The 25,739-nt window shown below is 55.5% G+C and carries 29 protein-coding genes; 16 read left to right on the top strand and 13 right to left on the bottom strand.

From position 1 onward, the window contains the following. Positions 1–3: 3 nt before the first annotated feature. Positions 4–1,203, bottom strand: coding sequence for a selenium metabolism membrane protein YedE/FdhT (gene yedE / locus DQX05_RS12305; RefSeq protein WP_119793913.1), 1,200 nt, complete (start codon positions 1,201–1,203; stop codon positions 4–6). Between the two features lie 196 nt (positions 1,204–1,399). On the opposite strand from yedE, the gene DQX05_RS12310 reads away from it, so the two are divergent. Beyond that, a complete protein-coding gene (locus tag DQX05_RS12310; RefSeq protein WP_119793984.1) occupies positions 1,400–2,335 on the top strand; it encodes a phosphotransferase family protein in 936 nt (311 codons plus the stop codon). 107 nt (positions 2,336–2,442) lie between these two features. Here the strand turns inward: DQX05_RS12310 and DQX05_RS12315 are convergent, their stop codons facing one another. Further along, entirely contained in the window at positions 2,443–3,333 is an 891-nt protein-coding gene (locus DQX05_RS12315; protein WP_119793914.1) for a YwqG family protein, read from the bottom strand. 170 nt (positions 3,334–3,503) lie between these two features. Between DQX05_RS12315 and DQX05_RS12320 the strand changes: the two genes are divergently transcribed. Beyond that, positions 3,504–4,958 (top strand): FAD-dependent oxidoreductase, encoded by a 1,455-nt coding sequence (locus tag DQX05_RS12320; protein WP_119793915.1) that lies wholly within the window; start codon positions 3,504–3,506, stop codon positions 4,956–4,958. A gap of 78 nt (positions 4,959–5,036) precedes the next feature. Here the strand turns inward: DQX05_RS12320 and DQX05_RS12325 are convergent, their stop codons facing one another. Continuing rightward, positions 5,037–5,360, bottom strand: coding sequence for a kanamycin nucleotidyltransferase C-terminal domain-containing protein (locus tag DQX05_RS12325; RefSeq protein ID WP_119793916.1), 324 nt, complete (start codon positions 5,358–5,360; stop codon positions 5,037–5,039). Positions 5,361–5,378: 18 nt separating this feature from the next. On the opposite strand from DQX05_RS12325, the gene DQX05_RS31980 reads away from it, so the two are divergent. After that, positions 5,379–5,501 carry a hypothetical protein gene (locus DQX05_RS31980; RefSeq protein WP_259391937.1) on the top strand — a complete coding sequence of 41 codons (123 nt, stop codon included), beginning with the start codon at positions 5,379–5,381 and terminating at the stop codon, positions 5,499–5,501. A 17-nt stretch (positions 5,502–5,518) separates the two neighbouring features. Next, positions 5,519–5,782 (top strand): hypothetical protein, encoded by a 264-nt coding sequence (locus DQX05_RS12330; protein WP_244194008.1) that lies wholly within the window; start codon positions 5,519–5,521, stop codon positions 5,780–5,782. A 146-nt stretch (positions 5,783–5,928) separates the two neighbouring features. On the opposite strand, the gene DQX05_RS12335 is transcribed toward DQX05_RS12330, so the two are convergent. Then, positions 5,929–7,062, bottom strand: coding sequence for an ATP-binding protein (locus tag DQX05_RS12335; protein WP_119793917.1), 1,134 nt, complete (start codon positions 7,060–7,062; stop codon positions 5,929–5,931). A gap of 412 nt (positions 7,063–7,474) precedes the next feature. Between DQX05_RS12335 and DQX05_RS12340 the strand changes: the two genes are divergently transcribed. After that, positions 7,475–9,424, top strand: coding sequence for a GTP-binding protein (locus DQX05_RS12340; RefSeq protein WP_119793918.1), 1,950 nt, complete (start codon positions 7,475–7,477; stop codon positions 9,422–9,424). A 174-nt stretch (positions 9,425–9,598) separates the two neighbouring features. Here DQX05_RS12340 and pepT read toward each other — a convergent pair whose 3' ends face one another. Beyond that, complete coding sequence (gene pepT / locus DQX05_RS12345) at positions 9,599–10,837, bottom strand: peptidase T (RefSeq protein ID WP_119793919.1); 1,239 nt, start codon at positions 10,835–10,837, stop codon at positions 9,599–9,601. Between the two features lie 525 nt (positions 10,838–11,362). Between pepT and DQX05_RS12355 the strand changes: the two genes are divergently transcribed. After that, entirely contained in the window at positions 11,363–11,650 is a 288-nt protein-coding gene (locus tag DQX05_RS12355; protein ID WP_087440376.1) for an alpha/beta-type small acid-soluble spore protein, read from the top strand. Between the two features lie 93 nt (positions 11,651–11,743). On the opposite strand, the gene DQX05_RS12360 is transcribed toward DQX05_RS12355, so the two are convergent. After that, on the bottom strand, positions 11,744–12,061 hold the full coding sequence (locus tag DQX05_RS12360; RefSeq protein ID WP_006678333.1) for a winged helix-turn-helix transcriptional regulator: 318 nt from the start codon (positions 12,059–12,061) through the stop codon (positions 11,744–11,746). A 180-nt stretch (positions 12,062–12,241) separates the two neighbouring features. On the opposite strand from DQX05_RS12360, the gene DQX05_RS12365 reads away from it, so the two are divergent. From DQX05_RS12365 to DQX05_RS12400, 9 genes are all read left to right on the top strand, one after another. Continuing rightward, on the top strand, positions 12,242–12,652 hold the full coding sequence (locus DQX05_RS12365; RefSeq protein ID WP_119793922.1) for a DoxX family protein: 411 nt from the start codon (positions 12,242–12,244) through the stop codon (positions 12,650–12,652). Positions 12,653–12,684: 32 nt separating this feature from the next. Next, entirely contained in the window at positions 12,685–13,542 is an 858-nt protein-coding gene (locus DQX05_RS12370; RefSeq protein ID WP_119793924.1) for a VOC family protein, read from the top strand. A gap of 38 nt (positions 13,543–13,580) precedes the next feature. Beyond that, positions 13,581–13,712: a DUF418 domain-containing protein gene (locus DQX05_RS12375; RefSeq protein WP_119793926.1), complete on the top strand. Its 132-nt coding sequence runs from the start codon at positions 13,581–13,583 to the stop codon at positions 13,710–13,712. Positions 13,713–13,893: 181 nt separating this feature from the next. Then, positions 13,894–14,547, top strand: a complete 654-nt coding sequence (locus DQX05_RS12380) for a TVP38/TMEM64 family protein (RefSeq protein ID WP_119793928.1) — start codon at positions 13,894–13,896, stop codon at positions 14,545–14,547. Further along, a complete protein-coding gene (locus tag DQX05_RS31985) occupies positions 14,544–14,726 on the top strand; it encodes an HTH domain-containing protein (RefSeq protein WP_259391938.1) in 183 nt (60 codons plus the stop codon). The genes DQX05_RS12380 and DQX05_RS31985 overlap by 4 nt, the downstream gene beginning before the upstream one ends. Further along, entirely contained in the window at positions 14,726–14,884 is a 159-nt protein-coding gene (locus DQX05_RS31990) for a hypothetical protein (RefSeq protein WP_259391939.1), read from the top strand. Before DQX05_RS31985 ends, DQX05_RS31990 begins: the two co-directional genes overlap by 1 nt. A gap of 273 nt (positions 14,885–15,157) precedes the next feature. After that, positions 15,158–15,418: a hypothetical protein gene (locus DQX05_RS12390; protein ID WP_119793930.1), complete on the top strand. Its 261-nt coding sequence runs from the start codon at positions 15,158–15,160 to the stop codon at positions 15,416–15,418. A gap of 138 nt (positions 15,419–15,556) precedes the next feature. Next, positions 15,557–16,315: a threonine/serine exporter family protein gene (locus DQX05_RS12395; protein ID WP_119793985.1), complete on the top strand. Its 759-nt coding sequence runs from the start codon at positions 15,557–15,559 to the stop codon at positions 16,313–16,315. A gap of 16 nt (positions 16,316–16,331) precedes the next feature. Then, a complete protein-coding gene (locus DQX05_RS12400) occupies positions 16,332–16,763 on the top strand; it encodes a threonine/serine exporter family protein (RefSeq protein ID WP_119793932.1) in 432 nt (143 codons plus the stop codon). Positions 16,764–16,843: 80 nt separating this feature from the next. Here the strand turns inward: DQX05_RS12400 and DQX05_RS12405 are convergent, their stop codons facing one another. The 6 genes from DQX05_RS12405 to qoxA form a co-directional block, all read right to left on the bottom strand. Further along, positions 16,844–17,749 (bottom strand): SDR family oxidoreductase, encoded by a 906-nt coding sequence (locus DQX05_RS12405; protein ID WP_119793934.1) that lies wholly within the window; start codon positions 17,747–17,749, stop codon positions 16,844–16,846. Between the two features lie 222 nt (positions 17,750–17,971). Further along, on the bottom strand, positions 17,972–18,712 hold the full coding sequence (locus DQX05_RS12410) for a hypothetical protein (protein ID WP_119793935.1): 741 nt from the start codon (positions 18,710–18,712) through the stop codon (positions 17,972–17,974). A gap of 140 nt (positions 18,713–18,852) precedes the next feature. Next, on the bottom strand, positions 18,853–19,140 hold the full coding sequence (qoxD, locus tag DQX05_RS12415; RefSeq protein WP_119793937.1) for a cytochrome aa3 quinol oxidase subunit IV: 288 nt from the start codon (positions 19,138–19,140) through the stop codon (positions 18,853–18,855). A gap of 1 nt (position 19,141) precedes the next feature. Then, entirely contained in the window at positions 19,142–19,738 is a 597-nt protein-coding gene (gene qoxC, locus DQX05_RS12420; protein ID WP_006679561.1) for a cytochrome aa3 quinol oxidase subunit III, read from the bottom strand. Beyond that, on the bottom strand, positions 19,735–21,678 hold the full coding sequence (qoxB, locus tag DQX05_RS12425; protein ID WP_119793939.1) for a cytochrome aa3 quinol oxidase subunit I: 1,944 nt from the start codon (positions 21,676–21,678) through the stop codon (positions 19,735–19,737). Before qoxB ends, qoxC begins: the two co-directional genes overlap by 4 nt. 27 nt (positions 21,679–21,705) lie before the next feature. Then, positions 21,706–22,731 carry a cytochrome aa3 quinol oxidase subunit II gene (qoxA, locus tag DQX05_RS12430; protein WP_119793941.1) on the bottom strand — a complete coding sequence of 342 codons (1,026 nt, stop codon included), beginning with the start codon at positions 22,729–22,731 and terminating at the stop codon, positions 21,706–21,708. A gap of 646 nt (positions 22,732–23,377) precedes the next feature. On the opposite strand from qoxA, the gene DQX05_RS12435 reads away from it, so the two are divergent. Next, positions 23,378–24,472 (top strand): NAD(P)H-dependent flavin oxidoreductase, encoded by a 1,095-nt coding sequence (locus DQX05_RS12435; protein WP_119793943.1) that lies wholly within the window; start codon positions 23,378–23,380, stop codon positions 24,470–24,472. Positions 24,473–24,801: 329 nt separating this feature from the next. Here DQX05_RS12435 and rbsK read toward each other — a convergent pair whose 3' ends face one another. Beyond that, positions 24,802–25,731, bottom strand: a complete 930-nt coding sequence (gene rbsK / locus DQX05_RS12440; protein ID WP_119793945.1) for a ribokinase — start codon at positions 25,729–25,731, stop codon at positions 24,802–24,804. Positions 25,732–25,739: the final 8 nt, after the last annotated feature.

Below are 25,739 nucleotides of genomic sequence, written 5' to 3' on the forward strand. Positions count from 1 at the left end.
AAGTCAAGCTCCTTTCTTGTAATTGAATCCGACGCCGAAGCGGTAGTTTTTCTGCCAATACACGGCGATAATGAAGCCGATGCCCAGCAGAAGCAGCGTCGCGATAAGTGCGGCGGCAGGCCCCATGAGGTCAATCAGATTAATCGGCGAACCGCTCTTCACGAGCAGGTTGTATACGCCGAGATGATCCCACGCATAGGCCAGTCCGGTCGCCCCGATAATGTTGCCGATAAATACCGGCAGGAAGACGACCTGTCCTTCCATAAGGCGGTACATCATGCCGGTCTCGCAGCCGCCCGCCATGACGATGCCGAGGCCGAACAGGGCGCCGCCGACGAAGGTGCTCGGCGCGGCAATCTTCGTGATCGGCTCCATGCCATACACGAGAATGATGATGAGGGTCGCCACGGAGCTGACCGCCATCCCGGCCGTGATCGCCTTCGTCATCGTCGCGCGGCCGCTAATCCACAGGTCGCGGAAGGCGGACGTGAAGCAGATCTGACCTCTCTCGATCAGAATGCCGAAGGCGGCGCCGAATATCGCAGCCACGCCCAGCATCGTGCGGCCGGCAAGGAAGAAATAGACGATCAGTCCCGCATACAGCAGCGCTATCAGGCCGCCGACATACGGCTGAATCTTCCGGGTCTTGGCGGGACGCGCCGCTGCACCGCCTCGCTGCAAGGCAGGCTTGCCCTTCCACCAGGAGGTGTTGACGGCCTTCGTGCCAAGATACGTACCCGCTCCCGTCGCCACGATGAAGATCCAGGAATGGAGCGAGAATTGGGGAACGCCGGTGAAGAAGGCTGCCAGGTTGCAGCCCAGCGCCAGCCGCGCGCCCGCCCCTGCGATGATGCCGCCGATCAGCCCCTGGACGAAGCGGCGCTTCTGCCGCGGAGCGCGTATTTTGAAATTGTTGCTGAACAAGATCATCATGAGCGCGCCGATGAACATGCCCCATACAATCCAGCCGTCCGTCCGGCTCCATGTCGTTCCGTTCATATGAACCAGATTAAAGTAAGCCCAATCGGAAATATCGACGCCGAGCATCTGCAGGATATGGCCGCCCAGCCGGGTGAATTCGCCGGTGACCGCCCATACGGTCCCGGTGATCCCGAAGTACACTGCGCTCAGAATGCCGGCAATGCCCATGGCGGCATAAGGGCTCCAATACTGGTTGAACACTTTGTCTAGCATGGATTTCATCTGTACTATCCCTTCAATCTTATAAAATCTGCTATCTACGGTCTATGAAATAGATTGATCATAATGCCACTCTTTATTGTACTACCATTGTCAATCCACGGAGGGTCTGCGACCGAGTGAAAACGTGTAACCGATCCCAAGGATTCAATAGACATGGTAAAATAATTCGTAACCTATCAGGAAAGGAATGGAAACGATGAACCGAACCGCCGAACATGACCTGCCGGACCGCGTGCTGGCCTGGGTAGCGCAAGCCGTCCATCCGCAAGCGGCCGTACGGTCGATCCGACGCTTGGAGGGCGGCATCTCGTCGTTGCTTCATCAAGTCACGCTTCGTTCCCCTGCTCACGACGGAGAAATCGATGTCGTCGTGCGCCTGTTCGATAATGCGGAATGGCTGGAGGATGAGCCAGATCTGGCTCGCCACGAAGCGGAATGCCTCGGTCAGGCCGCCCGCATCGGCAGCTTGCCGACGCCGCGCATGGTGGCTTACGACGAGACGGGCCGGGAATGCGGCATGCCGGCCGTGCTGATGACCCGCCTGGAAGGGGCGGTTGTGCTTGAGCCGCGCGATACAGACGGCTGGGTGAACGGTCTGGCGGAAGCGCTGGCGCAGATTCATGCGGTGGAGTCGGCTGGCTTCCCTTGGAATTACTATACATACATCGATATTGGTGCAATCACGAGGCAGGAGTGGTCGGCCATTCCCGAACGGTGGGACGAGGCGATCCGCATCGCGGGCGGTTCGCGCCCAGATGCTGCGACGCGCTTCATCCACCGCGATTACCATCCGGCCAATGTGCTGTGGCAGGGCGGTAAGGTCAGCGGTGTCGTCGATTGGGTGAACGGGTGCCTGGGTCCGGCGGGCATCGATGTCGGCCATTGCCGCCTCAATCTCGCGATGCTGCATGGCGTGCAGGCGGCAGATGCCTTTTTGTCCGCTTACATCAGGCACGCCGGATCCGCGTTCCGCTATGACCCGTACTGGGATCTCGTCTCGCTGATGGACATCCTCTTCGAACCGCCATCCGTCTACCGGGGCTGGACCGATCTCGGGGTGGAGGGGCTGTCCGATCGGCTGATGCGGGAGCGCCTCGATCAATATGTAGCCAGCCTGCTGGAACGTGTGTAATTCCGGACTGGCTCACATGACGGCAACGGGAAGGGGCAGGGCAGGTCAGCGGCTGATGCCGCCGGCCTGCGCGCGGCTGGCTTCCTGAGCGGTTCGGGCAGGTTCCGTCAGCTCGAATACAGCGAGCAATAGGTGCGGTCGAAGCGGCCGTTCCGCAAGTCTTCTCCGCGAATGAAGAAATGCAGGACTCCGCAATCCCACCATTGGAAGCCGACGGCATCCGAGCTGTCGATCTCCAGCAGCATGACGATATCGTCCACCTCGCGCCGGGCTCGCTCGGCGTCCCCTCCGTAGTGGGCGGCCAGCGCTTTCATCGCTTGAGTGGGGTCATACCCGTACTCCTGTCGCAGAATCAGCGCGCAAGCGGCCTCGATCTCATCATCCCCATGCTGGCCTTCCGCGAAGCCGAACATCGAGCCCCAATTCTCCGAAGCTTCTCCCGCCGAGGACATCTCCAGGACGAAATCAAGATACCGATCATATGAATCGTCATCGAAGGACACCATATCCTCATCAACATAAGCATAGTTAGGGAACTCCAGCGTGGGGCGGGCAAGCGCATCGAAGGAATCGAAATCCTCGCCGAGCGCGGTAGCCCCGCCAGGCCCCCGCCGCTCCAGGCCATCGGCGGATGCCGCATAGATAACCCGGTGCTCGATATCGTACGCGGGCTCATCGATGCCGATGAAGAAATAGAGCATGCCCCGCACAGGCAGCCGCTTCAACGAATCGCAGGCGGCGAGCTGCTCCAGGTTGAGCTGGGCCAGGAAGGTCATCGGCTCCCCATCCGCTGTCAGCGGCCACTCGGCCTGCGGCGGGAGATCGGGACTGCCGCCGACGCGGGAACGGCCCCGGGCCGCTTCGTCATCTGGCACGCCAATATCCAGGCGGATTCCCTGCCTGCAGACCGCCATCAACTGCCGGGCCGCGGGCTCCAGTTCATACTCTTGGATCTGCTCCTCCGCCAATCGGTAAAGCTCTGTCATCGATTGAGTCATTTTGATACCGCCTCCCCTAGAATTACTATTACTATTTCACCGTGCGGAAGGGGAAGTCAAGCCTTGACCTCGCCGGCAAGCGGAACTTGTTTCTTTGTAACCTTTACCAAGGAAAGATATGTTGTTATAGAATATGAAAAATTTCAGTAGGAGGAGCAACGTACACGAGAATGAAACAGTCACAGAGCCGCACCATCTTCATCCGGTGCATGATGTTGTTGTTCGCTGCGGTCCTCGTCGCCGCATCAGTCCCTCCTGCGGGAGCGGCTGCCGCCCCGGCGAAGTCTTCCTGCGGAACGGGCTGCACCCGTTACGACGTTGTCGTTATCGGCAGCGAGATTCAGGGGGTGCTCTTGGCGAAGGCCGCCCGCGATCTCGGGCTGAAGGTGATCATCCTCGATCCGCGCAGCAAGCCGGGAGGCGAGCTGATTCAAGGCCAGATGATCGTACTCGACCAGCCGAATGATAATCAGAGGCGCAGCCTCGTGCAGGGCGAGATTCGGAGATTATTCAATGGCTATAACGCAGGCACCATTCGCAAGGAAGAAGAGTTCGACCGCTATTTCCAATCGGTCAGCAAAAATATTCCGATTCAAAGCAGCATCCGCATCGAGGCGGTAGATGTCGTTCCCCGGGGGAAAGAGAAGGCGATCCGATCGCTGACGTACCGGACGAAGGAGGGCAAGCAGTATAAGGCGGAAGCGGAATATTTCGTGGAAAATACCGATTTCAACCCCTTGACGGGCAAGCTGGAAGTGAAGCGGATTCCCGGCATGGAGAGCATTCATAAGAGCAAAAAGCCGGATCATATGGCCGCGACCCTGATGCTGAGGTTCAATAACGTAGACTGGAACGAACTGCACCAGCAGGTGCTGCTTGATTATCCGCTGACCAATGTGCAGAAGAAGTATGGTCCGAATACATATGTCGATTGGAATACGGCAACGGGCTTCAGCAATCTGACCTTTCAATATAAGCCGAAGGATGATCAGCTGACTTTTCGCGGCATCAATTCCACCTACCAGCGGAACGGTCAAGTGATTATGAATGCGCTGCTTATCTTCAACGTCGATCCGGCGAATCCGGAATCGGTTCGTTCCGCCGTCGAGAAGGGGAAGGCCGAGGCGCTGCATATTCTGAAATTTTTGCAAGAGCATATTCCCGGATATAAGAACGCCGAATTGGACGGGTTCCCCGATTATTTATATATTCGGGATTATAACCGCTTCGAGACGGATTATATTTTGGACTATCCGGACGTGATGTCAGGCAGAATGTTCTGGGACAATGTCAGCATCGGCGGCTATTCAGTCGATCTGCAGGCGGTGCGGGCGATTCCCAAAGGAATCGGCTTCGGCACACCGAACCGGTACGGCATGCCGCTGCGCTCCTTCCAATTGAAGTCCTATGAGAACGTGCTCGTCGTCGGCAAAAATGTCGGGTCGACGATCAAAGCGTACGGCACGGCCCGCATTATGCCGAACACCGCGCTTGCTGCTGAGACGATCGGGATTATTTTGGGGAAAGAGCTGAAGCATAAGCGTCTGAAGCAATTGACGCATGCCGATTTTCAACGGATACATAAGTACCTGGAACGGAATTACGGCATCGTGCTGAACCGTTAACCGGCAAGAAGGGGACGGTTAACCCGAAGGGAGCCGGACAGACTGAGAGACCCGCAGCGGAACGCGGTCTCTTTTCTTCTACAATGGCTTCGCTGGCATGACGATCGTATTGCGATGCTTGGACGCCCAGGTTCTCGGCCCTTGCCAGTTCGCTTTGGAGATCGCGACGATCCGCTCCTGGTCAGCCAGTTCCCCGGATATGACCAGCCCTGCCAACTCATCGAAGTCTTGCGGGCGATCCGGCGGGCAGGAGTCGGGATTATGCAGGAGCGCGTTGCGGAACCTACTGGTGAACGGCGCACCTGCAGGGAGGGGCGATTTGCTGCCGGACAAACTCGCTAAATTGCCGGATATCCGGTACGCGGGAGCGTTATCGTCATATGATGAAGTAACCACCTTCATGCGAGAGGAGGGTTCTTCTTGGATAAAGATGAGACGGTGAGAACCATTACCGCGATTGTGCTTATTGTTGTGTTCACTTCACTATTTATAGGCCTTGGAGTCGGAGAAGGTGGAGGTAGGCTGGAAACGATTATAATTTAAGATGGATGGTGACATCCGTGGCGAAGAGTGGGAGTAACAATCGCAATAACAAAAGAAAAACGAACGCCGGTCCCAAGCTGTCCCCGCAACAAATTGCGGTCATCGTTGGTTTGTTGACCAATGCCCTGCAAGTCGACTCTGTCCTGCTCGATCGTAATCAGGCTGTAGAAATTGTCCTTGTCGGATCGATCCGCAGGAAAACCAAGGCAGATAAGGTTGCTGAGCAAATGGGCGGAGTTACTGTCGCGGAATTACTCCAAGCCATCCTTCGTCAGGGTTAGCACTGAGCTCTCCTTATACTGGTTCGGGGTTACACGCTTGTCCTTTGGAGTCCGGCTCCGGGCAAAGCGCATTCTGCAAGTGGACGTGCCCCTATGAACCACAGGGGAAGCCCCCTCCTGCTAGAGGGGGCCGGCCGCAGTCAGGCTTACCGGGATTCGTTCCGATGAAGCCGGATGCTCAGGCCGGGGTTCGCCTCGGAGACGGAGCGGGTATACCGGCTCAGAGCTTCCGGTGACACAGGAAGGCGGAAGAGATCCCGATCCGGCAGGAAGGTGATGCTTGTGCCGGTCTCCCGTGTCGCCCCTACCGTCAATAATCCGGTCTGGGGGATTCCATGCTTGAAGTCCTGCCGGAATATGCTGCCGTCGCGGCGAATATCGACCGTCAGCCTGTGCGAGAGCGCGTTGACGACGGCGGCATTGATTCTGTGCTCGGCGCCGGGCGCCGTAATGAAGGCGCTTGGGCTGGTGCGGCCGATTTCGGTAAGAATCGCCTGCAGCGGCGTCTTGTCTGCGGGGGCGAAGGCCTGAACCGGGATGCCCCGGCCGTTGTCGGCGATGGTTACGCTGCCGTCATCGTGCATGAAGAGATGCAATTCGCTGCAGTGACCGGCTTGGTGTTCCAGGACCGAATTCTCGATGAGCGCCGCTACCAGATGGAGCGGGTCGTATCCATTCTGATTGCTTCCTAAATAGTTGCCTGCATTGTTCCGGGCTTCGGTCAGGGCGATAAAGTCGCTCGCATCGAGCAGTTCAGAAGCGGCGGCCCATAGCAGAAGAAGGGGAAGGGCGCGGTAGGGAGGGATGGCATACGTGCCGCCCCGTTCCTCTTGGACAAGCAGATCAGCTCCCTGCAGCGCCTTCAGATGGTGGTACAACTGGCCGGTTGTGCCCATATGGAGCTGTTCGACCAGCTCGGCTCCGGTAAGTGGAGCGGCAAACACGGATTTGAGAATATCGATTCGCTGCTTATGCCCGAGGGCGGCCAACATCTTGGCCGCCTTCTCCCCGTCCAGATCGAGCAGCTGCCGGACCGTTCTCTCCTGCGGCGTCCATCGGCAGCTTCCATTCTCTCCCCGATAGCGGCCGGAGTACAGGATACCCCCGGCTTCCTCTTCTTCGCTCGGGTGACTTGGCGTGCCTTCTGAACCGAGGTCTCCCTGCTCGATATGAATCTCCACCTCCGATTGTAGGTCAGCAAGCTGCTTCACGAGCTGTTGGATCTCACTCAGTTGGGACTGCAATGCATCGAGCTCCGCTCCGTAATCCCGGTTCCCCATGTTCTCACAACCTTTTTATTATTTCACGTAATTACGTAATAAGATAATAACGCGAATTCGCCTCGATGTAAATATCATCCAATACGGAAGGGGAAGAATGCGGCCGAATGATTCGCGATGCCGGAGATGCATTACCGCCACCCATCTTCTTTAGAAGGAGCGGCTGGAGGCTTTCATTCATCCAGCATTCTAGTATATTGCGGTGCGCTTGTGTTAGGGGCTTTTGCCGAAGTCCAGCCGCAGCCCGCCTGTTGAGCCCGCTATATAGAAGAACGGACGGACGCCGGCATATCAGTAGCGACCCGTGATGCCTCCATGATCTCTGTGCTATGATGGGAACAGCTCTTTGGCGATGGAACATGCGTGACATGAAAGCATAACAATCAATGAATCCGCTACGAGAGGTGTCAGGATGTATAGAACAATCGGCATATTTGCCCATGTAGACGCAGGGAAGACGACGCTGGCCGAGCAGTTGCTGTACCATACCCGCAGCATTCGGAGCCGGGGGCGGGTCGATAACCGGGACGCCTACATGGACAGTCATGAGATCGAGAAGGAACGGGGCATTACGATCTTCGCCGATCAGGCGGTGATGACATACAATGGCAGTATCTACACGTTGATCGACACCCCGGGGCACGTCGATTTCTCCGCCGAGATGGAGCGGGCCATACAGGTGATGGATGCCGCGATTGTCGTCGTCAGCGCGGTGGAGGGTGTGCAGGGCCATACGGAGACCGTCTGGCAGCTGCTGGACAGACACCGGGTGCCGGTCTTCTTTTTCATCAACAAGACGGATCGGATCGGAGCGGATGCCGGGCGGGTGCTGGACGATATTCGTGCCCAACTGACGCCGGACGCGGTGGATTTGACCTCTGTCTGCGGCGAAGCGGAATGGGACGATGGGCTGATTACTTTTCTGGCCGAACGCGATGAGGAATTGCTCGTCCGTTACATGGAGGATGAATATGATCGGGATATATGGCGGAACGCGGCGGCCGACCTGATCCGGACGCATCGCCTGTTCCCCTGCGCCGCAGGATCCGCCCTGCAGGATGTGGGCGTAACCGATCTGCTGCAGCTGGTGGATGCCTTCACTCCGGGGGGCGGCCTGAACGATCAGCCGTTCGCGGCCCGGGTATACAAGATCCGCCATGACGGGAACGGCACCCGCGTTACCCATCTGAAGGTAATGGCCGGATCCTTGCAGGTCAGGGACGAGATCCGCTATGGCGCCGGACCGGACCGGATCGCCGAGAAGGTGACCTCGATAAGAATAGTTAACGGCCGCAAATATGACAATGCCGAGCGGGCGGAGGCCGGCCATATCTGCGCTGTTACCGGTTTGTCGGCTGCGGCAGCGGGGGAAGGCTTGGGCGGGCTGAACGATCGGGTGGCATACGAGATGGTGCCCATGCTGACGTCGAAGGTCATCTTTCCGCCTTCGCTCCATGTGAAGGAGGTGCTCCACTGCTTCCGCCTGCTCGATGCCGAAGATCCTTCGCTTCAGGTTCAGTGGGATGAGGCGCTGCAGGAGATTCATATTCATGTGATGGGCGTCATTCAGCTGGAGGTGCTGGAGCGGCTGGTCAAGGAGCGGTTCGGTATCGACGTCTCCTTCGGGACCCCGGACATTTTGTACAAGGAGACGATTGCTTCGGCGGTTGCAGGATGCGGGCATTTCGAACCGCTCGGGCATTACGCGGAGGTACATCTTCGGCTGGAGCCCGGTGCGAGAGGCAGCGGGATCGTATTCCGGAACGAGTGCCACCCTGACGTGCTGACCGTCAACTATCAGCATGTCATTGAGCAGTATTTGCTGGAACGGGATCACCATGGTCTGCTGACCGGCTCCCCCGTCACCGATGTCATGATGACGCTGACGAAGGGCCGGGCCCATAATAAGCACACGAGCGGCGGCGATTTCCGCGAGGCGGCCTACCGGGCGCTCCGTCAAGGTCTGGAGCAGGCGGACAATGTGCTGCTCGAACCGTACTATGAGGTGAAGGTGAAGGTCGCGTCCGAGCATATGGGACGTGTCATGACCGATATCCAGAAGGCGTCAGGCCGATTCGATCCGCCAGAGTTCGCCGGAGAGCAGGTCGTGATAACGGGCAAGGCGCCTGTGAGCACCTTTATGAATTACAGCGCCGAGCTAGCCGCCTTTACCCAGGGCAAGGGAATGCTGCAGCTGCGCTTCGGTGGATATGAGCGCTGCCATAATGCCGAGGAGATTATGGAGGCAAAGGCGTACAATAAAGACGCGGATCCGCTCTACACCTCAGCCTCTATCTTCTGCGCCAAAGGGCAGGGTTACAGCGTTCCCTGGAAGGAAGCGGCGCGTCATATGCATTGTTGAGGCGCGCCATGACAGCAGCCTGACCGGGCCGCAAGGCCGGCCTGCACAGCAAGGGGCTATCCCATCGTCACGAACGGTGACAGATTAATAAGCTCCCCTTACACAGGTTTTATTATTTCACCTGTCTGCCGTAAGGGGAGCATATCAGATACGGGATAGCCCCTTTTTCATGCTTTATTGGGCAGCCTGCTGCTCATACAGCTTGATAATCTCGATAATGACCTCTGTCGCCTTCACCATATTATCAGCCGAGACGTACTCGAACTTGCCGTGGTAGTTCTCTCCGCCGGTGAAAATATTCGGTGTCGGCAGCCCCATATAGGAGAGCTGCGAGCCGTCCGTGCCGCCTCGAATCGGGGTAATGATCGGCTCGAGGCCGACCTGCTTCATCGCCTGGTAGGCGATATCGACAATATGCTTGACTGGCTCGATCTTATCTTTCATGTTGTAGTATTGGTCTTTCATGTCGAGAATGATGCTTTTTTCACCGAATTTGCCCTGAAGCTCCTTCACGATTGCTTCGAGCTTCGCTTTGCGGGCTTCGAAGTTGGCCTTATCGAAGTCGCGGATGATATAACGCAGATCGGTCTGCTCCACATCTCCCTGGATGGAGATGAGATGATAGAAGCCGTCATAGCCGTCGGTGAATTCAGGGGCTTCATCGACCGGAAGCCGGTTATTCAGCTCCATAGCGATTTTGGCCGAATTGATCATCTTGCCCTTCGCCGATCCGGGGTGGACATTCGTCCCCTTGACCGTAATCTTCGCTTGTGCCGCGTTGAAGCTCTCGTATTCGAGCTCGCCGAGCGGGCCGCCGTCCACGGTATAGGCGTACTTGGCGCCGAAGGCGGCGACATCGAAGCGATGAGGCCCCCGCCCGATCTCCTCGTCCGGGGTGAAGGCGACCCGCACCTTGCCATGCTTGATCTCTGGATGTTGGAGAAGATAAGCCATCGCGGTCATAATCTCGGCAATGCCTGCCTTGTCATCCGCGCCGAGCAGCGTCGTCCCGTCCGTCGTAATCAGCGTATGGCCCTTGTAATTGGCCAATTCCGGGAAATCAGCCGGCGACAGCACGACCTGGAGCGCCTCATTCAAGACGATTGCATTCCCGTCATAATTATCCACGATCTGCGGGTTGACGTTGGCTCCGGTGAAATCCGTCGCCGTATCCAGATGGGAGAGGAACCCGATCGTAGGGATGTCCTGGTCCGTATTGGCCGGCAGCGTGGCCATGACATAACCGTTCTCATCCAGAGTAACCTCCTGCATGCCGATCGCTTGCAGTTCTTCCACCAGCAAGCGGGCCAGATCCAGTTGCCCCGGTGTCGACGGGCATGTCTGGCTGTCATCATTCGATTGGGTGTCTACTTTGGCATAGGTTGTAAATCGTTGAATAATTTCATTTTTCACGATACTTCACCTCAAACAATGGTATGTACTCCCTTTTCCCATACTACCACACCGATGAACGAAGGACACATTCTCACGCTGCTGAAAGACATATACCCATCGCTTGCCAATTGTTTATGTTTGGAACGCCCATGTTGAATCATCGGAGAGTCTGTCGAACTTATCATTTCTTGAGAGCATGCCTCGTATTCGTTCCCACAGCATTTGCAATAATGCCGTCACCGATTTTCATCCGCTACCACTCTTGCCGCACTTGATCTTCTTGGGCCTTCGGCCGACGAAGGTAGCGAAAAGCGTAAGGGAGAAGATAACATCTGGACACATTTACCGGCAAAGACGATCACGCGGGTATGTTCATTACGAAAATAAGGCTGCATTCCGCGTAGTAAGGCCGGAGCCCGGCGCTGCCGTGTGGAGACTGCTATGGGCGGGCAGGAGGGAGAGGGCGAACAAGGCACATAATTTGGCCGCTTCCGGGCCATTGTATGAAGGATTCATACTTTATACTGGCAAGGAGGCAGGATGATGGCCCGCAGGAACCGAAGAAGGCTGCTCGTGAACGGAGCAGAGCAGGGCGTCAATGCGTTCAAGGCGGAAGTGATGCGGCAGGAAGGCTTCGCCGTTGATCCGAACCGGCCGGACGACGTTAAGTACGAGGTTGCCAAGACGTTGGGCGTGCCGCTGCAGCCGGGAGACAACGGAGAGTTGTCGACGGAGTCGGCAGGGCGCGTCGGGGGCCGGATTGGCGGCACGATGGTGCGGGAGATGATTCGACTCGCACAAGAGCAGCTTACAAAGAAGCCGACGCCGTAGCCATTCATAGGCGCGCAAGCGAACAAAGCCGGATTCTCCCGCAGGAGATCCGGCTTTGATGTTATCGGCAACAAGGCGCAGCGCAGCGGTGGGCTATAGCTCGATCCATTGCGCGGCCCAAGCTTCAATGTCTCGAATGATCGGTTCGAGTGCGTGTCCCTTCTCTGTCAAAGAATATTCAATGCGCACCGGCGTGTCGGGATATACTTCGCGACGCACGATGCCTTCGCGCTCAAGATCCTTCAATCGTTCGGACAAGACCCGTCCGCTAATAGCGATTGCCGATTCCATCGTGCAGAAGCGTTGCGGGCCTGCCAGCAATTGATGGATGATAAGCCCTGTCCAACGTTGGCTCAAAATGCTCATCGCTTTGTCGAAGCGGGGGCATCGTTCACTGGATGTTCCGTTCATGTTCCATCACCTCTACTCTTCTATTATAGCACTGGTGAGCGGAAATAAGCATCTTTCCCAAAAAAATATAATTACTTGACAATATCGATTGACTAATTTATATTTACTTGTAATTAGTAACCGTGGTGATGGCAGCGCCAGGTTGCATTTATTCTAAAATTAAAGGATGTGTATTCGGAAATGACGAAACTTCACGAAATAGGTGCTCTGCTGTTAAGGATCTTTTTGGGGGTAGCGTTTCTTATTCACGGCTTTCAGAAGTTCCAGGGCGGCATTGGCAATACGATGGGATTCTTCGAGAGTCTGGGGTTGCCTGGATTTGCGGCTTATGCCGTTGCCCTGATTGAGATCATCGGTGGTATCGCTCTTATTCTTGGCCTAGGCACCCGCCTTTTTGCGGCCCTGTTCATTATTATTATGGCTGGGGCGATGGTGAAGGTGAAGTTCGCGGCAGGCTTTACCGGCAGTCCGGAAATGGCGGGCTATGAACTGGATTTGGCCTACTTTGTTATGGCGGTATATTTCGTCCTGTCGCCAGGGAATACATGGTCGCTTGATCGTCTATTGTTCGGCAGTAAGCCGAGCGCATGAACAGGCTTAGGGCCTGAAGGGGGAACAAGCATATGAATTTTCATCGTTACCCGTCTACTTATGTCGGGCATGTTCAACTGGCCGTCGAGAGTCTGGAACGCTCGCTCTTGTTCTACCGTGATATTCTCGGCTTCAAGGTGCTCGAACAATCCGGCGCCAGCGCCGTATTGACGGCGGATGGCGTGACGCCTCTCGTCACGCTGGAGCAGCCGGATACGATCGAGCCTAGGCACCCGGGCAAGACCGGGCTGTACCATATTGCGTTCTTGCTCCCGAGCCGATCTGATCTGGCCGATATTCTTCAATACTTCATCCAGATTGGGTACCGTCTCCAGGGAGCATCGGATCACTATGTGAGTGAAGCGCTCTATCTGGCCGATCCGGAAGGCAACGGCATCGAGATTTATGCCGATCGCTCGCCGGATACATGGAGCTGGAACGAGGGCCAGGTCGGCATGGCGACCGTTGCACTGCAGGCCGACAGCCTGCTGCATGAAGCGACCGGTCGTCCGTGGAAGGCGATGCCAAGCGGCACGATCATCGGACACATTCATTTGCAGGTATCCGATCTGGAGAAGACGGAGGAATTTTACGGCCGGGGGCTGGGCTTCGAGACCGTCGCCCGTTACGGCCGGCAAGCGTTGTTCATCTCGACCGGCAAATACCATCATCATATTGGCTTGAATACATGGCATAGTGCGGGGGCGTCCGCTCCTAACAAGGATAGCGCAGGCTTAAAATGGTTCACGCTCATGCTGCCGGACGAGGAGACACGGAAGCAGACCGTGGAACGGCTGCGTCAGCTACATGCGCCAGTTGAGGAGGAAGCGGGCACGGTTCGAACCGTGGATCCGAATGGAATTCATCTCATTCTGCAAGTTCAATCCTGATATATACCATTCGCTCGAGGTGGGCGGCATGGTAGCTTATGACCATCTATGCTGTTCAGATTGTATTCAGCTGCGTGTGGCTGCGCTTCTTTTCCTATGGGGCGTTGGAATGGCTCTGGCGGATGCTGATCTATTGGGAAGTGCCGCCGCTCGTTAGGAAGCGGCCCTAAGTCTGATTAAGGGACGCCCTTCAACGGGGCGTCCCTGTTCCATTATTGAACAATTGATGGCAGCGCGGATCGGTAATCTCCTGGCCTGATATTTATGCTATGCTAAGGCGGAGGATAAGTGGCGAAGCGGATAGCTTGGCTCTGTCCCATCAAGCTGAATAGAAGTTGGTGCATACAAAATATGGAGTTATCGAATATCATGTCTTACGTGACGGAGGAGAACCTCAGGAATCTGCTGGAGCAGTTCCGCTCGTTCGGTCCGCTGCCCGGTATTCTGCTGACCTTCATGAAGTCGTTCATTCCCCCGCTGCCGACGATCGTAATCGTCGGCGTCAATGCCGCTGTGTACGGGCTGTGGCTGGGGTTCTTCTATTCCTGGCTCGGCATGATTGCTGGATGCATGGTTACGTTCCTCATCGTCCGTTCCATCGCCGGACATCGTTATTTTCAGCGCTACGCGCAGAAGCCCAAGGTGAAGAAAAGCTTGCTCTGGGTGCGGCGCAATGCGTTCAGCTATGTGTTCTTGCTCAGTATTTTTCCGGTAGGCCCGTTCGTCATCATCAATATGGTCTCGGCGATCGCCCGGATGCGCATCCGCTCCTTCTTCATTGCGGTCACGCTCGGCAAGGCGATTATGGTGTTCGCGGTCTCTTACATTGGACATGACCTCATGCGGTTCGTTCATCATCCGGTTCAAATTATTTACGTCGTCTTGTTCCTTGCCGCTTCGCTATGGGTGAGCAAGAAGATCGAAGCGCGCTTCACCAAGGATCTCCCGCCTGAGGAAGAGCAGGAGCCGCTGGTGCCCGAGCGGAAGGAGTCGATCGGCTCATGAGAGTCGATCGGCTGCTCTCTATGCTGCTAATCATCGCGCAGCGGGGCAAGGTGACGGGCCAGGAGCTGGCCGAACACTTCGAGGTCTCTCTTCGCACCATTTACCGGGATATCGCCAAGCTGGGCGAGGCCGGGGTCCGATCGCGGCCCTCGGCGGCCCGGGCGGAGGCTGCTACCTGATGGAGAATTATCAAGTCTCCAATCTGTTCCTGAATGAAGGGGAGGCCGCGACGTTCCTGGCCGTCGCGAACAGTTTGAACGTGCTGTTCGGGAAGAACGCGCATTTCAACGATATGGTGTTGAAATTTGAGCATGAGCCCGCATCGGAGACCAACTGACGGAGCATGTCCCGAAGGAGTCGATAACGAGAACCGAAGAGAGTCATTTTATTGTCACGGATTATTTTTCGTATGAAGAAGGTCCCTTGAAGTTCATCATTGGCTTCTTCGGCAAGCTGTACGGTCGTCGATCCTCCCCAGGTTAGAAATGCCGTAGAACAATATATTTATGAGATGTGGTTGTCGTATCATGGCTGACATATAGTTGTCAGTCATTTTCTTTTATAGTAGGGGTGTTGAACAAGGATCATTATCTCGACACAGGAGGTCCCTATGGAGAAGCACCAGATTGCGGACGGCATCGTTCTCTACATGTTCGAGCCGCGCCCGGACAGGCATTACGGTTACAATATTACGGCCCTGATTGAGAACGGCAAGGCGATGCTTATCGACACCGCCTTCGAGGAGCATGCACAGACGAAGCGGTGCGGAATTGTGACGGCCCGTTCCTTCATCAGGAATGGCATCACAATGTGTACCGCAGCTAGGAGACGGGTTGCCTGTCAGGGGCTGCATTTTCCTCATCTGGACTAAACCAGGAGGCGTCGGTTACACTATAGGCAGAATGACAGAGAAGGAGAGCGATGGCTCTCCTTTTTGCGAATGGACATCGCGGATGGCCCAAGCGACTCATCAATGAAAGCGCAGATGGCCAGTATGGGGAGTGAAGGAATGAGCGCACAGCCGAGTGCAAGCTACGAGGTGACTCAGGTATGTCTTCTCGCGGGGAAAATTATGCTTCAGTGCGGCGGTGAGACGTACCGGGTAGAAGACACGATGAGGCGGATTGCGGCTGCTTACGGATACGAGAACAGTCACAGCTTCGTGACGCCGACCGGCATCATCTTCGCCATCGACGGCTCCGCGACGGCGACGCGGTTGTTCCGCATTGAGGAGCGGTCGACCGATTTGAAGAAGGTGACGCTCGTCAACAATATATCGCGGAAGATTAGCGGCGACGGGCTTCCGGCGGCAGAGGCGCTGCGCTTGCTGCAGCGAATCGATAAGGCCCGGCTGGCCTATCCGCTATGGCTGCAAATCGCCGCGGCGACGATATCTAGCGGCTGCTTCGCCATTATGTTCCGGGGCGGCTGGCCGGAATTCGTGCCGGCGATGCTGGCGGGCGGCATCGGCTTCTCGCTGCTGCTGTACGTGCACGGGCTGGTACGCATCAAGTTTATCGCCGAGTTCCTGGCATCGATCGCCATCGGGACGGTATCTTATCTATGCGTCACTTATGGGCTGGGGCGCGAATTGGATAAAATCATCATCGGCTCGGTCATGCCGCTCGTACCCGGACTGCTGATTACGAATGCCGTGCGGGATCTGATGGCCGGACATCTTGTCTCCGGCATCTCGAAGGGCGCGGAAGCCTTCCTGACCGCCTTCGCGATCGGAGCCGGCATCGCATGCGTCTTGTCCATCGGCTAGCGGAAGGAGGATGGGAATGGGCTTCATCGAACAACTGGCGGTCAGCTTTTTCGCGACGGCCGCCTTCGGCATACTTTTCAATGTTCCCGCGAAAAATCTGGTGCAGTGCGGCTTCGTCGGATTAATCGGGTGGCTCGTCTACCTATCGTTCACCATGGCAGGGATCGATGCCATTCCGGCGACCTTGATCGCCTCCTTCGTCGTGACGATGATAAGCCACGTCTTCGCCAAGAAGTACCGGACCCCGATCATTATTTTCAATGTCTCCGGCATTATTCCGCTTGTGCCCGGCGGCATGGCGTATGATGCGATGCGGCATGCGGTCGGGAATCAATACGACATCGCAGTTCAGCTTGGGGTCAAGGCGGCGATGATCTCGGGAGCGATCGCGATGGGGCTGGTGTTCTCCGAGGTTATCTATCAAGTCATGCGAAGAAGGGCGGCCTAGCTTGGCTTGTGCCGGCCGCCGGCAAACAGCAGACTGGCCGGAGGCCGTACTGTGAACCGCCCTGCACCCTGAGGTCCGGGTCAGGAGGTAATGAACGCGCCGCCGTTGACATGCATCGTCTCGCCGGTAACGTAGCGGGAGTCATCGCTCGCCAGGTAGATATACGCGGGAGCGAGCTCGAACGGCTGGGCGGCCCGCTTCATCGGCGTATTCGAGCCGAAGACCGCCACCCGATCGGCGGAGAAGCTGGACGGAGTGAGCGGCGTCCAGGTCGGGCCCGGGGCGACGGCGTTGACGCGAATGCCCTGATCGACCAGCGAGAGAGACAATGAGCGGGTGAAGGATACGATGGCTCCCTTCGTCGATGAATAGTCAATCAAGTTCTTCTCGCCCCGGTAAGCGGTAACCGAGGCGGTATTGATAATCGAGCTGCCCGGCTTCAGATGGGGCAGCGCCGCCTGCGTGACGAAGAAGAAGGAGAAAATATTAGTGCGGAACGTCTGCTCCAGCTGCTCCTCCGTAATATCAAGCAGGCTATCCTGCGGATACTGCACACCAATATTGTTGACCAGCACATCGAGCCGTCCGAAGCGGCGCAGCGTCTGCTCCACGATATCACAGCACGCGGCCCGGCTGCGCAGATCGGCTTTCATCGCCAGGACGCACCCTCCCAACTCCTCGATCCGGGCACTGGTCTCCTGGGCATCGACCTCTTCATACAGGTAAGCGAATGCGACCGCCGCACCTTCCTTGGCGGAAGCAATGGCCACGGCCCGGCCAATGCCGCTGTCTCCGCCCGTAATGAGCACAACCCGATCCCGAAGCTTGCCGCTGCCGGTATAGGCCGGATTCTCCGCGATCGGTCGCGGACACATTACATATTCCAAACCCGGCTGTTGATCTTGATGCTGGGGCGGGAACGTAATCGGCTGCTCCTTGCACTTCGTCATTATGCTGTAATACGGATACATGGGGTAATCATACATAGCGTTCGGATCCTCCCTATAGTTATTCGCCTAGAGCATCCTATTCTGGAAGGGGGCGATGGGTCACATATGCGGCGAGTCGCATCGATAAAAAAGGGGGGGAGGTTTACAACGAGTCGCTATAGACATAAGAAAATCCTATCTCGGTAAAAACCAGGATAGGATTTTGCAGAGGCTGAAAGAGTGGCAGTGAGCATAAACTCATTGCCAAAGAAATTCGAATTATTCAATGTCAAACGTTTTCCCCACATCATCGGCATAATCAACGCTAATTGCTCCAGACAAGGACAGACTTCCCGACTTTAAATCAATGCTTAGACCACTAATGCCATATTGAGTATGTGCGTAATGAGCATGCGCACTGCCCTGGAAGTAGGAGTTATTATTTAGAGTCACCCGATAAGCCATATATCCTCTATTATTTCTCACAATTAACTTGTTTCCAAGCCCATCTCTATCAGAACCTAGCAAGTCGTAGACGAACGCCATGCCGTACGTATTATTTCGGTTGGCATCCCAATGATAGACATCTTTGGTTCCGACAAAGGAAGGAGGGAGCATATTGGAATAAGTATCATACGTATATTTAAATATTTCGCTGTTATTTACATGTGAAAAATGCTCAGGATGGGTTATGGCAACAACATCTTTTAATGTAAAATTAGGTTCGGTTAACCAGTGAAATGAATTTTTATAAAGAAATTCTTTTGGAGTCTTAGTAGAAAGTTGAGAAACAGTCAGGTCCATGCGAAGCCAGGAACTTGGGGACATTACACCGAGCTGCTGATTATTTAAAGCATCCGCAGATTCTCGCAGTGCTGGGGCTTCAATTGCATCCCCATTTTCAGTGATTTGAAAGTACTTTTCACTTTTTAAGATTAAGTCTCCATCCAGCCCTTTGAGATAGTTCCTGTCTACTACAGTAAAGTCCTTAATTTCTGATAGGGAAAAACCTAAATTCAAGTTTTCCTTCCTCATATTACCAGACGAAGTTGTTTGTATCAAGGTCATAATTTAAATCTTATTCATATTTCGAAAATAAAATCAAAATAACACCTGCTCCATGGTAGGAGCAGGTGTTATTCGCAAGTGAATATTTCCGATTAGTGATAACCCCAAATCATCGTGAACAGCGTACCGAAGACGGTCACCAGACCGACGAACAGCGCGTAGGCGAGGTTCGTCATGTTGGATGTCTTCGTCGTCTTGTCTTCCGTAGCGTGCATGAACAAGAACAGCTGCACAGATGCCTGGATTGCTGCACAGACGAGCAGGATAGTCATTCCCATGGCGAACGACATATCCCAGAAGATGACGGCCAGCGCGACGACAGAAAGGATGAGAGAGAAGACATATCCCATCACATGACGAATCGGGAACAGTTGTTTCATGTCACATCAATCCTTTCAAGTAGACAAAGCTGAAGATGAAGATCCAGACGACGTCAAGGAAGTGCCAGTACAGCGAAAAGATGAACGACTTGTTCGATGTATCCAGCGTGAAGCCTTCGCGTGAAATCTGAATCATAATCCCGGCTCCCCACAGCAGACCCAGCGTGACGTGGGCGCCGTGCGTGCCCAGCAGCACGAACAAGCTGGACAGGAAGGCGCTCGTCTGCAGGGTTGCGCCTTCATGGACATACGTCACGAACTCGGCAATCTCGACGCCGAGGAAGCCAAGGCCGAGCAGCAGAGTGATGCCGAAGAAGACGAGCGACGGCTTCTTCAATCCGAGACGCATGCTGTGAATCGCGAGACCGCAGGTGAAGCTGCTGGTCAGAAGCAGGAATGTCTCGATCAGGACGCCCTTCAGTTCAAAAATATCCGTACCCGTCGGGCCGCTGCCCGTACGGTTCCACAATGTCAGATAGACGGCAAAGAGAGTGGAGAAGAGGACAATCTCTGCCCCCAGGAACAGCCAGAATCCGAAAATACGGTTGCTGTTCTCCTCCGAGCGATATTCAAGCGGCAGCGTGTTGTCTAATTTCATGCTTGTTCACCCCGCAATCGTTGTTCCGTCTCCTGAATCGTCTTCACCGGAATGTGGTGGCCGTGATCGCGCTCGAAGGAGCGCACCGCGAGCATAATCAGCACACCCAGGCCGGCGATAATGGACGGAATCCACCAGCTGAAGATGAGGAAGAAGCCCAGGAAGAAGAAGATGACGCCCAGAACGAACGGTTGCCCGCTGTTGTTCGGCATATGAATCTCTTCGATTTTTCCTTCATACAACGGCTGTTTGTCTTTTTTCCAGAACCAGAACGAGTCCATGCTCTTCACGTTCGGGATGACGGCGAAGTTGTACTCCGGCACCGGACTGTGCGTGCTCCACTCCAGCGTGCGCGCATCCCAAGGGTCGCCGGTCTTGTCTCTTGGCGCATACCGGGCGCTCCAGTAAATGTTGTACACGAGAATCGCGAAGCCGATAGCCAGACCGAAGGAGCCGATCGTGGCGATCAGGTTCAGCGGACCGAAGCCGGTCTCGGCCGAGTACGTGTACATCCGGCGCGTCATGCCGTTCAATCCGAGGAAGAACAGCGGCAAGAACGTGATGTTGAAGCAGATCGCGATGAACCAGAAGCTGATTTTGCCCAGGCGCTCGTTCAGACGGAAGCCGAAAATTTTCGGGAACCAGTAGTACATGCCGGCAATCACCGCGAACACCGTGCCCGGAATCAGCACATAGTGGAAGTGCGCGACCAGGAACATCGTATTGTGGTATTGATAGTCGGCGCTCGCCATCGCGAGCATGACGCCCGTTACGCCCCCGATGGTGAAGATCGGAATGAAGGCGAGGGCATACATCATCGGTGTTGTAAACTGTATCTTCCCTTTTTGCATCGTGAAGAGCCAGTTGAATATTTTGACGCCGGTCGGCACGGCAATCGCCATCGTCGTGACGGAGAAGAAGCCGTTGACCATGGCTCCGTGACCCATCGTATAGAAGTGGTGCGCCCATACGACGAAGGACAGGAGCGAGATGGCAACCATACTGAACACCATTGATTTATAGCCGTACAAGTTTTTGCGCGAGAATGTCGAAATAATTTCACTGTAGATCCCGAACGCCGGCAGGACGACGATATAGACCTCCGGATGGCCCCACACCCAGAACAGGTTGGCCCACAGCATATCCATGCCGCCATTGGCCATCGTGAAGAACTGCGCCCCGAACATCCGGTCGAACATCATCAAGGCGAGCGCTACCGTCAGAACCGGGAACGCGAACAGGATGATGACGCAAGTGATGAGAACCGACCAGGTGAACATCGGCATGCGCATTAGCGTCATGCCAGGCGCGCGCATTTTGAGAATCGTCACGATGAAGTTGACCCCGGTCATCAAGGTACCGATACCGGCAATCTGCAGCGCGATCGAGTAGAAGTTATTGCCCACTGTTGGGCTGAACTCCAGGCTCGCGAGCGGGAAGTATGCGGTCCAGCCGGCATCCGGCGAACCCCCGATAACGAATGAAATATTGAACAGCATTGCCCCGGAGAAGAACAGCCAGAAGCTGACCGCATTCAAGCGAGGAAATGCGACGTCGCGGGCCCCGATCTGAAGCGGGATAACGACGTTCATTAAGCCGATAATGAATGGCATCGCCATGAACAGGATCATGATGACCCCGTGTGTCGTAAAGATTTCGTTATAGTGCTGCGCGTCCAGGAACTTCATGTCCGGAGCCGCGAGCTGCGTACGCATCAGCAGGGCGTCGACGCCACCGCGGAATAGCATGAGGAGCGCGGCGATAATGTACATGACGCCGATGCGCTTATGATCAACGGTCGTCAGCCATTCGCGCCACAGGTACCCCCATTTTTTGAAATAGGTTAGCCCGATGAGGATGGCGAGCGACGCGATGACGATACTGGCCATCGCGCCGTAGATCATCGGTTCTCCGGTAACGAAAAATTCGTCCCATTTCATACAGATTTGACTCCTTTCTCTGCGAATCTAGTTGCCATGCTGAGAGTGCTCCGTCTGCTCATGATCCGGCTCTGAACTGTTCATCGCACCGTGATCCATATCCGAATGATTCATATTGGCATGGTCGGTGTCCAAATGCTCCGTTCCAGTATGGTTCGTGCCGGAGTGCTCCGAGTCTGATTCCGGAGCGGTCGCATCGTCCGATCCGTGATAGTGTCCTGCATGCTCGCCTTCAGGCGCAGGCTTGAAGGCCAGATGGGTCGAAGAGTAGCTTTTGCGTCCGAGATGTTCCGTCGCGAGCAAGGTATCGAACTCTTCGCTCGTCAGCTCCGGTGCGGTGGTTTTCACTTCGTTCACCCATTTGTCGAAGGCTTCCGGCGACATCGCCAATGCTTCGAAATCCATGTGGGCAAAGCCTTCTCCCGAGAAGTTGGAGTTCTTGCCCATGAAGGAGCCCTCATGTTCGGCGACGAGCCGAAGCTTGGTCACCATGTCGCTCATGGCATATTTCTGCCCGCCGAGCTGCGGAATCCAGAAGCTTGTAATTGGCCCGTACGAATAGAGCCGGAATTCGACTGGCCGGTTCGTCGGAATGTTGACGTAGTTGACCGTCTCGACGCCTTCCTCCGGATAGCTGAAATGCCATTTCCAGTTCGAGGAGGACGCATAGACGATAAGCGGCTTCTGATCCTCATAGCCTGCCGGCGTTGTCTCAACGGCATTGGTCGATCGGACCGTAACGACCGACAGAACGATGACGATAATGACTGGAATCAGCGTCCACGTAACTTCCAGCCATGTGCTTCCCTCCATATGAGGCGGCTCATAATCCGGCGCCGCCTTCGAAGCCCGGTACTTGGTCAGCATGTAGATGTACAGGACATAGACGACCAGCAGTACACCCGCCATAATAAACATGGAGAAGATGATCGTGTCCGATTGGGTCTTGGCCACCGGACCTTTGGGATCCAGTACGAGCAGTGATGAATCACATCCGGTTAGCAGGATAATAAGAGATAGGAAAAGAAAAGATAGCGACCATCTCTTTTTCACAAAAATACCCCTTTCTATGTGTGATTAACTTCGCTGAAATATGTCGGGATAATGATTTCACAGTCTATGTTAGTAAGAAGGGAGTAGAAAAACAAAGCATATAGAAAACCAGATATGACATTAAATGGGTTCCTGTTGGGTGCAAAAACCAAAAAAATAAATGATTAATTCTGATATGTGACAAAAATCACGCGTATTCGGCCAAAATTGGCCGTTTTGATTTTTGTACACATTTATAGGTGGAAAGGCACAGTTCTCAATATTGTCACATTAGGGGCGGGATGGAAAGCGTGGCTTTTCCCTTGCTAGGCCTCGCTTTAATTGGTAATTATTTGTACAATGTAGCTATGGAGCAAGCGGGCGGATCCTTGTTTCTAACGGGTTTCCTGTTTTCATTCACGAGTGGAACAAGCTCACCGTTGATGGTCCCTCATGCGAAATCCGCTGTCATAAAATCGTAACATCCGGGTAAGAAAAACTATCCTCTGGGTGCACAAATGTCTCCCTGTTGTGAACGAGATCACCTACGTGCTCCAGGCGATCTTGCGTAAGCTCTCTTTTGCTGCCGAAAGGTAGGTATTGGAAGTTAAAGGATGCCCGGCTTAGGCGCCGCAGGACCCATAATGGAAGGAATGGAGCTGAGAATATGACGAGGATGAACACGGAGCTGTGCAAAACTTTGAACATTGTGTATCCAATCGTGCAAGCCGGCATGGCGGGCGGCCCGACGACCCCGGATCTGGTTGCGAGCGTATCCGAGGCTGGCGCCCTCGGAACGCTGGGTGCGGCCTATATGGAGCCGGAAGATATCCGGGCCGCGGTTCGGCTGATTCGCCAACGGACCGCAAAGCCGTTCGCAGTCAATCTGTTCGCGGTTGATATGACGGACGACGTGAGCCGCATCGCCGAGGTGAACGAAGTGCTGCGGGGTATCCGTGCCGAGCTCGAACTTGGTGAACCGGCCCCGGAGCTGCATACGCCCGATCGGTTCGAGCAGCAGATGCAGGTGCTGATCGAGGAGCAAGTGCCTGTCATCAGCACGGCGTTCGGCATTCTGTCCGCCCGGTTCATGGAGGACGTGAAGCGGCGCGGGATTAAGGTCACGACGATGGTGACGACGGTCCGCGAAGCGGTGGAAGCGGAACGGGCGGGCAGCGACGTCATCGTGGCCCAGGGCAGCGACGCCGGCGGCCATCGCGGCACGTTCGATGTCGGCTTGCACCCGAACGGAGCCAATATCGGCACCTTCTCTCTCGTGCCTCAGATTGCCGATCAGGTTCGGGTTCCGGTCGTCGCGGCGGGCGGCGTGATGGATGGACGCGGTCTGGTGGCGGCCTTGGCCTTGGGCGCGAGCGGTGTGCAGCTCGGCACGAGGTTCCTCACCGCCGCCGAGTCGGGGGCTCATCCGGCCTATAAGCAAGCGCTGCTGGACAGCACGGAGGAGAGTACCGTCATTACGCGGGTGTTCTCGGGACGGCCGGCACGGGGAATCAGCAACGCGTTCATACGCCGATTCGATGAGAGCGGAGTAGAGCCGCTGCCGTTCCCGACGCAGAACTCGGCAACGAATGAGATTCGGAAGGCCGCGGCAGCACGGAATGAAGCGGATTACATGTCACTGTGGGCCGGCCAAGCTACGCGGCTGCTGACGGACGGCGATCCGGCCTCACGCATTGTGATAGAGATCATGGAAGAAGCGCAGCAGCTGTTGAGCGGACTTCCGGCGCTGAATCAAGCATAGAACAGACGACGTATCAGGAAGGAGACAGCGATGTATCATCTGATAGTCGAGATATAACGTGGCTGTCCAATCCGTGCCCCTCCTCCCGGAAGAAGACTCTGAGCATTTCAGACTTCTATCTCGGGGAGGATTCGATATAGGGCGACGGACAATGCCCTTATGGAGGGCACTAATGGATGGCGGACATTCCTGCGCGGGAGCGAAGGAATGAAGCCTCTGGATGAGGATATCGATCAGGCGGTGAATGCCGCTCTGGCCGTCGAGAAATATCGCAAATAAAGCAGAAACAGCCCAGCCTGGCAACTTGCCGGACTGGGCTTTCTCATCTTTTACTTCTCTTGCAGAGATTCCAGTTCATGTGCGTAAGGAATCGAAGAGATAGCTCCCTTGCGCTGCACGACCAGCGCCGAGAAGGAGTTGGCGAACCGGACGATGTCTTCCATATGGCGGACATCCTGCCATTGGGCGAGATCGAGGCGGCTGCACAAGGCGCCGATGAACGAATCGCCGGCGGCCGTCGTGTCGACCGCGGTTACACGCTTCGCCGGCACATGAGCGGCCCCATCCGCATGGCAGATGAGCGCCCCTTGCTCGCCCAGCGTGACGATAACGTAGCGGATGCCGTACCCGAGCAGCCGATCCGCTGCCTGGCGAATGGCATCATCGCTGGATGGCTCCACTCCCGTGATGACCTGCATCTCGGATTCATTCGGCACCAAAATGTCGGTCACCCGCAGCAGCTCCTCCGGAATGGCTTTGGCCGGAGCCGGATTAAGAACCGTTACTTTGCCTTGTTGCTTGGCATAGACGAACGCTTGGTTCACCGCCGGAATCGGAATTTCGAATTGGGCGATGACGATATCTGCCTTATCGATGGCCGAGTAAGCCCGCTCTATATCTTCCTCGCGGATGTTCATATTGGCGCCTGGCGTGACGATAATGGCATTTTTCCCATCCTCTTGAATCAGGATCGTCGCTTCTCCGGAATGCACCTTCGGATCGACATCGATATGCGAGGTATCGATTTGCTCCTCCTTCAGCACCGTCAGAAGCTGATCACCGGCTTTATCTTCACCGACCTTGCCGATGAAGGCGACCTTTGCGCCCAAGCGGGCGGCTGATACGGCTTGATTGCAGCCTTTGCCTCCGGCGCTGGAAGAGGTGCTGATACCGTGCACCGTCTCCCCCACCATCGGCAGTCTTGCGAGCAGATGGCTTGTATCTCTGTTCAAGCTGCCCACTACACATATATGGTTCATTTTCTTAC

Source organism: Paenibacillus thiaminolyticus (genome assembly GCF_003591545.1).
Taxonomy (GTDB): Bacteria; Bacillota; Bacilli; order Paenibacillales; family Paenibacillaceae; genus Paenibacillus_B; species Paenibacillus_B thiaminolyticus_A.

Bases quoted from the DNA above. Each gene is read 5' to 3' on its own strand.
- DQX05_RS12315 (WP_119793914.1), bottom strand. From the start codon at position 3,333: ATGACTCAATCGATGACAGAGCTTTACCGATTGGCGGAGGAGCAGATC.
- DQX05_RS12370 (WP_119793924.1), top strand. From the start codon at position 12,685: ATGAATTTTCATCGTTACCCGTCTACTTATGTCGGGCATGTTCAACTG.
- DQX05_RS12380 (WP_119793928.1), top strand. From the start codon at position 13,894: ATGGAGTTATCGAATATCATGTCTTACGTGACGGAGGAGAACCTCAGG.
- qoxC (WP_006679561.1), bottom strand. From the start codon at position 19,738: ATGAAATTAGACAACACGCTGCCGCTTGAATATCGCTCGGAGGAGAAC.
- yedE (WP_119793913.1), bottom strand. From the start codon at position 1,203: ATGAAATCCATGCTAGACAAAGTGTTCAACCAGTATTGGAGCCCTTAT.
- rbsK (WP_119793945.1), bottom strand. From the start codon at position 25,731: ATGAACCATATATGTGTAGTGGGCAGCTTGAACAGAGATACAAGCCAT.
- DQX05_RS12320 (WP_119793915.1), top strand. From the start codon at position 3,504: ATGAAACAGTCACAGAGCCGCACCATCTTCATCCGGTGCATGATGTTG.
- DQX05_RS12335 (WP_119793917.1), bottom strand. From the start codon at position 7,062: ATGGGGAACCGGGATTACGGAGCGGAGCTCGATGCATTGCAGTCCCAA.
- qoxB (WP_119793939.1), bottom strand. From the start codon at position 21,678: ATGAAATGGGACGAATTTTTCGTTACCGGAGAACCGATGATCTACGGC.
- DQX05_RS12435 (WP_119793943.1), top strand. From the start codon at position 23,378: ATGACGAGGATGAACACGGAGCTGTGCAAAACTTTGAACATTGTGTAT.
- DQX05_RS12395 (WP_119793985.1), top strand. From the start codon at position 15,557: ATGAGCGCACAGCCGAGTGCAAGCTACGAGGTGACTCAGGTATGTCTT.
- DQX05_RS12360 (WP_006678333.1), bottom strand. From the start codon at position 12,061: ATGAACGGAACATCCAGTGAACGATGCCCCCGCTTCGACAAAGCGATG.
- qoxD (WP_119793937.1), bottom strand. From the start codon at position 19,140: ATGAAACAACTGTTCCCGATTCGTCATGTGATGGGATATGTCTTCTCT.
- DQX05_RS12340 (WP_119793918.1), top strand. From the start codon at position 7,475: ATGTATAGAACAATCGGCATATTTGCCCATGTAGACGCAGGGAAGACG.
- DQX05_RS12400 (WP_119793932.1), top strand. From the start codon at position 16,332: ATGGGCTTCATCGAACAACTGGCGGTCAGCTTTTTCGCGACGGCCGCC.
- DQX05_RS31985 (WP_259391938.1), top strand. From the start codon at position 14,544: ATGAGAGTCGATCGGCTGCTCTCTATGCTGCTAATCATCGCGCAGCGG.
- DQX05_RS12390 (WP_119793930.1), top strand. From the start codon at position 15,158: ATGGAGAAGCACCAGATTGCGGACGGCATCGTTCTCTACATGTTCGAG.
- DQX05_RS12405 (WP_119793934.1), bottom strand. From the start codon at position 17,749: ATGTATGATTACCCCATGTATCCGTATTACAGCATAATGACGAAGTGC.
- DQX05_RS12365 (WP_119793922.1), top strand. From the start codon at position 12,242: ATGACGAAACTTCACGAAATAGGTGCTCTGCTGTTAAGGATCTTTTTG.
- DQX05_RS12375 (WP_119793926.1), top strand. From the start codon at position 13,581: ATGACCATCTATGCTGTTCAGATTGTATTCAGCTGCGTGTGGCTGCGC.
- DQX05_RS12325 (WP_119793916.1), bottom strand. From the start codon at position 5,360: ATGAAGGTGGTTACTTCATCATATGACGATAACGCTCCCGCGTACCGG.
- DQX05_RS31990 (WP_259391939.1), top strand. From the start codon at position 14,726: ATGGAGAATTATCAAGTCTCCAATCTGTTCCTGAATGAAGGGGAGGCC.
- DQX05_RS12310 (WP_119793984.1), top strand. From the start codon at position 1,400: ATGAACCGAACCGCCGAACATGACCTGCCGGACCGCGTGCTGGCCTGG.
- DQX05_RS12355 (WP_087440376.1), top strand. From the start codon at position 11,363: ATGGCCCGCAGGAACCGAAGAAGGCTGCTCGTGAACGGAGCAGAGCAG.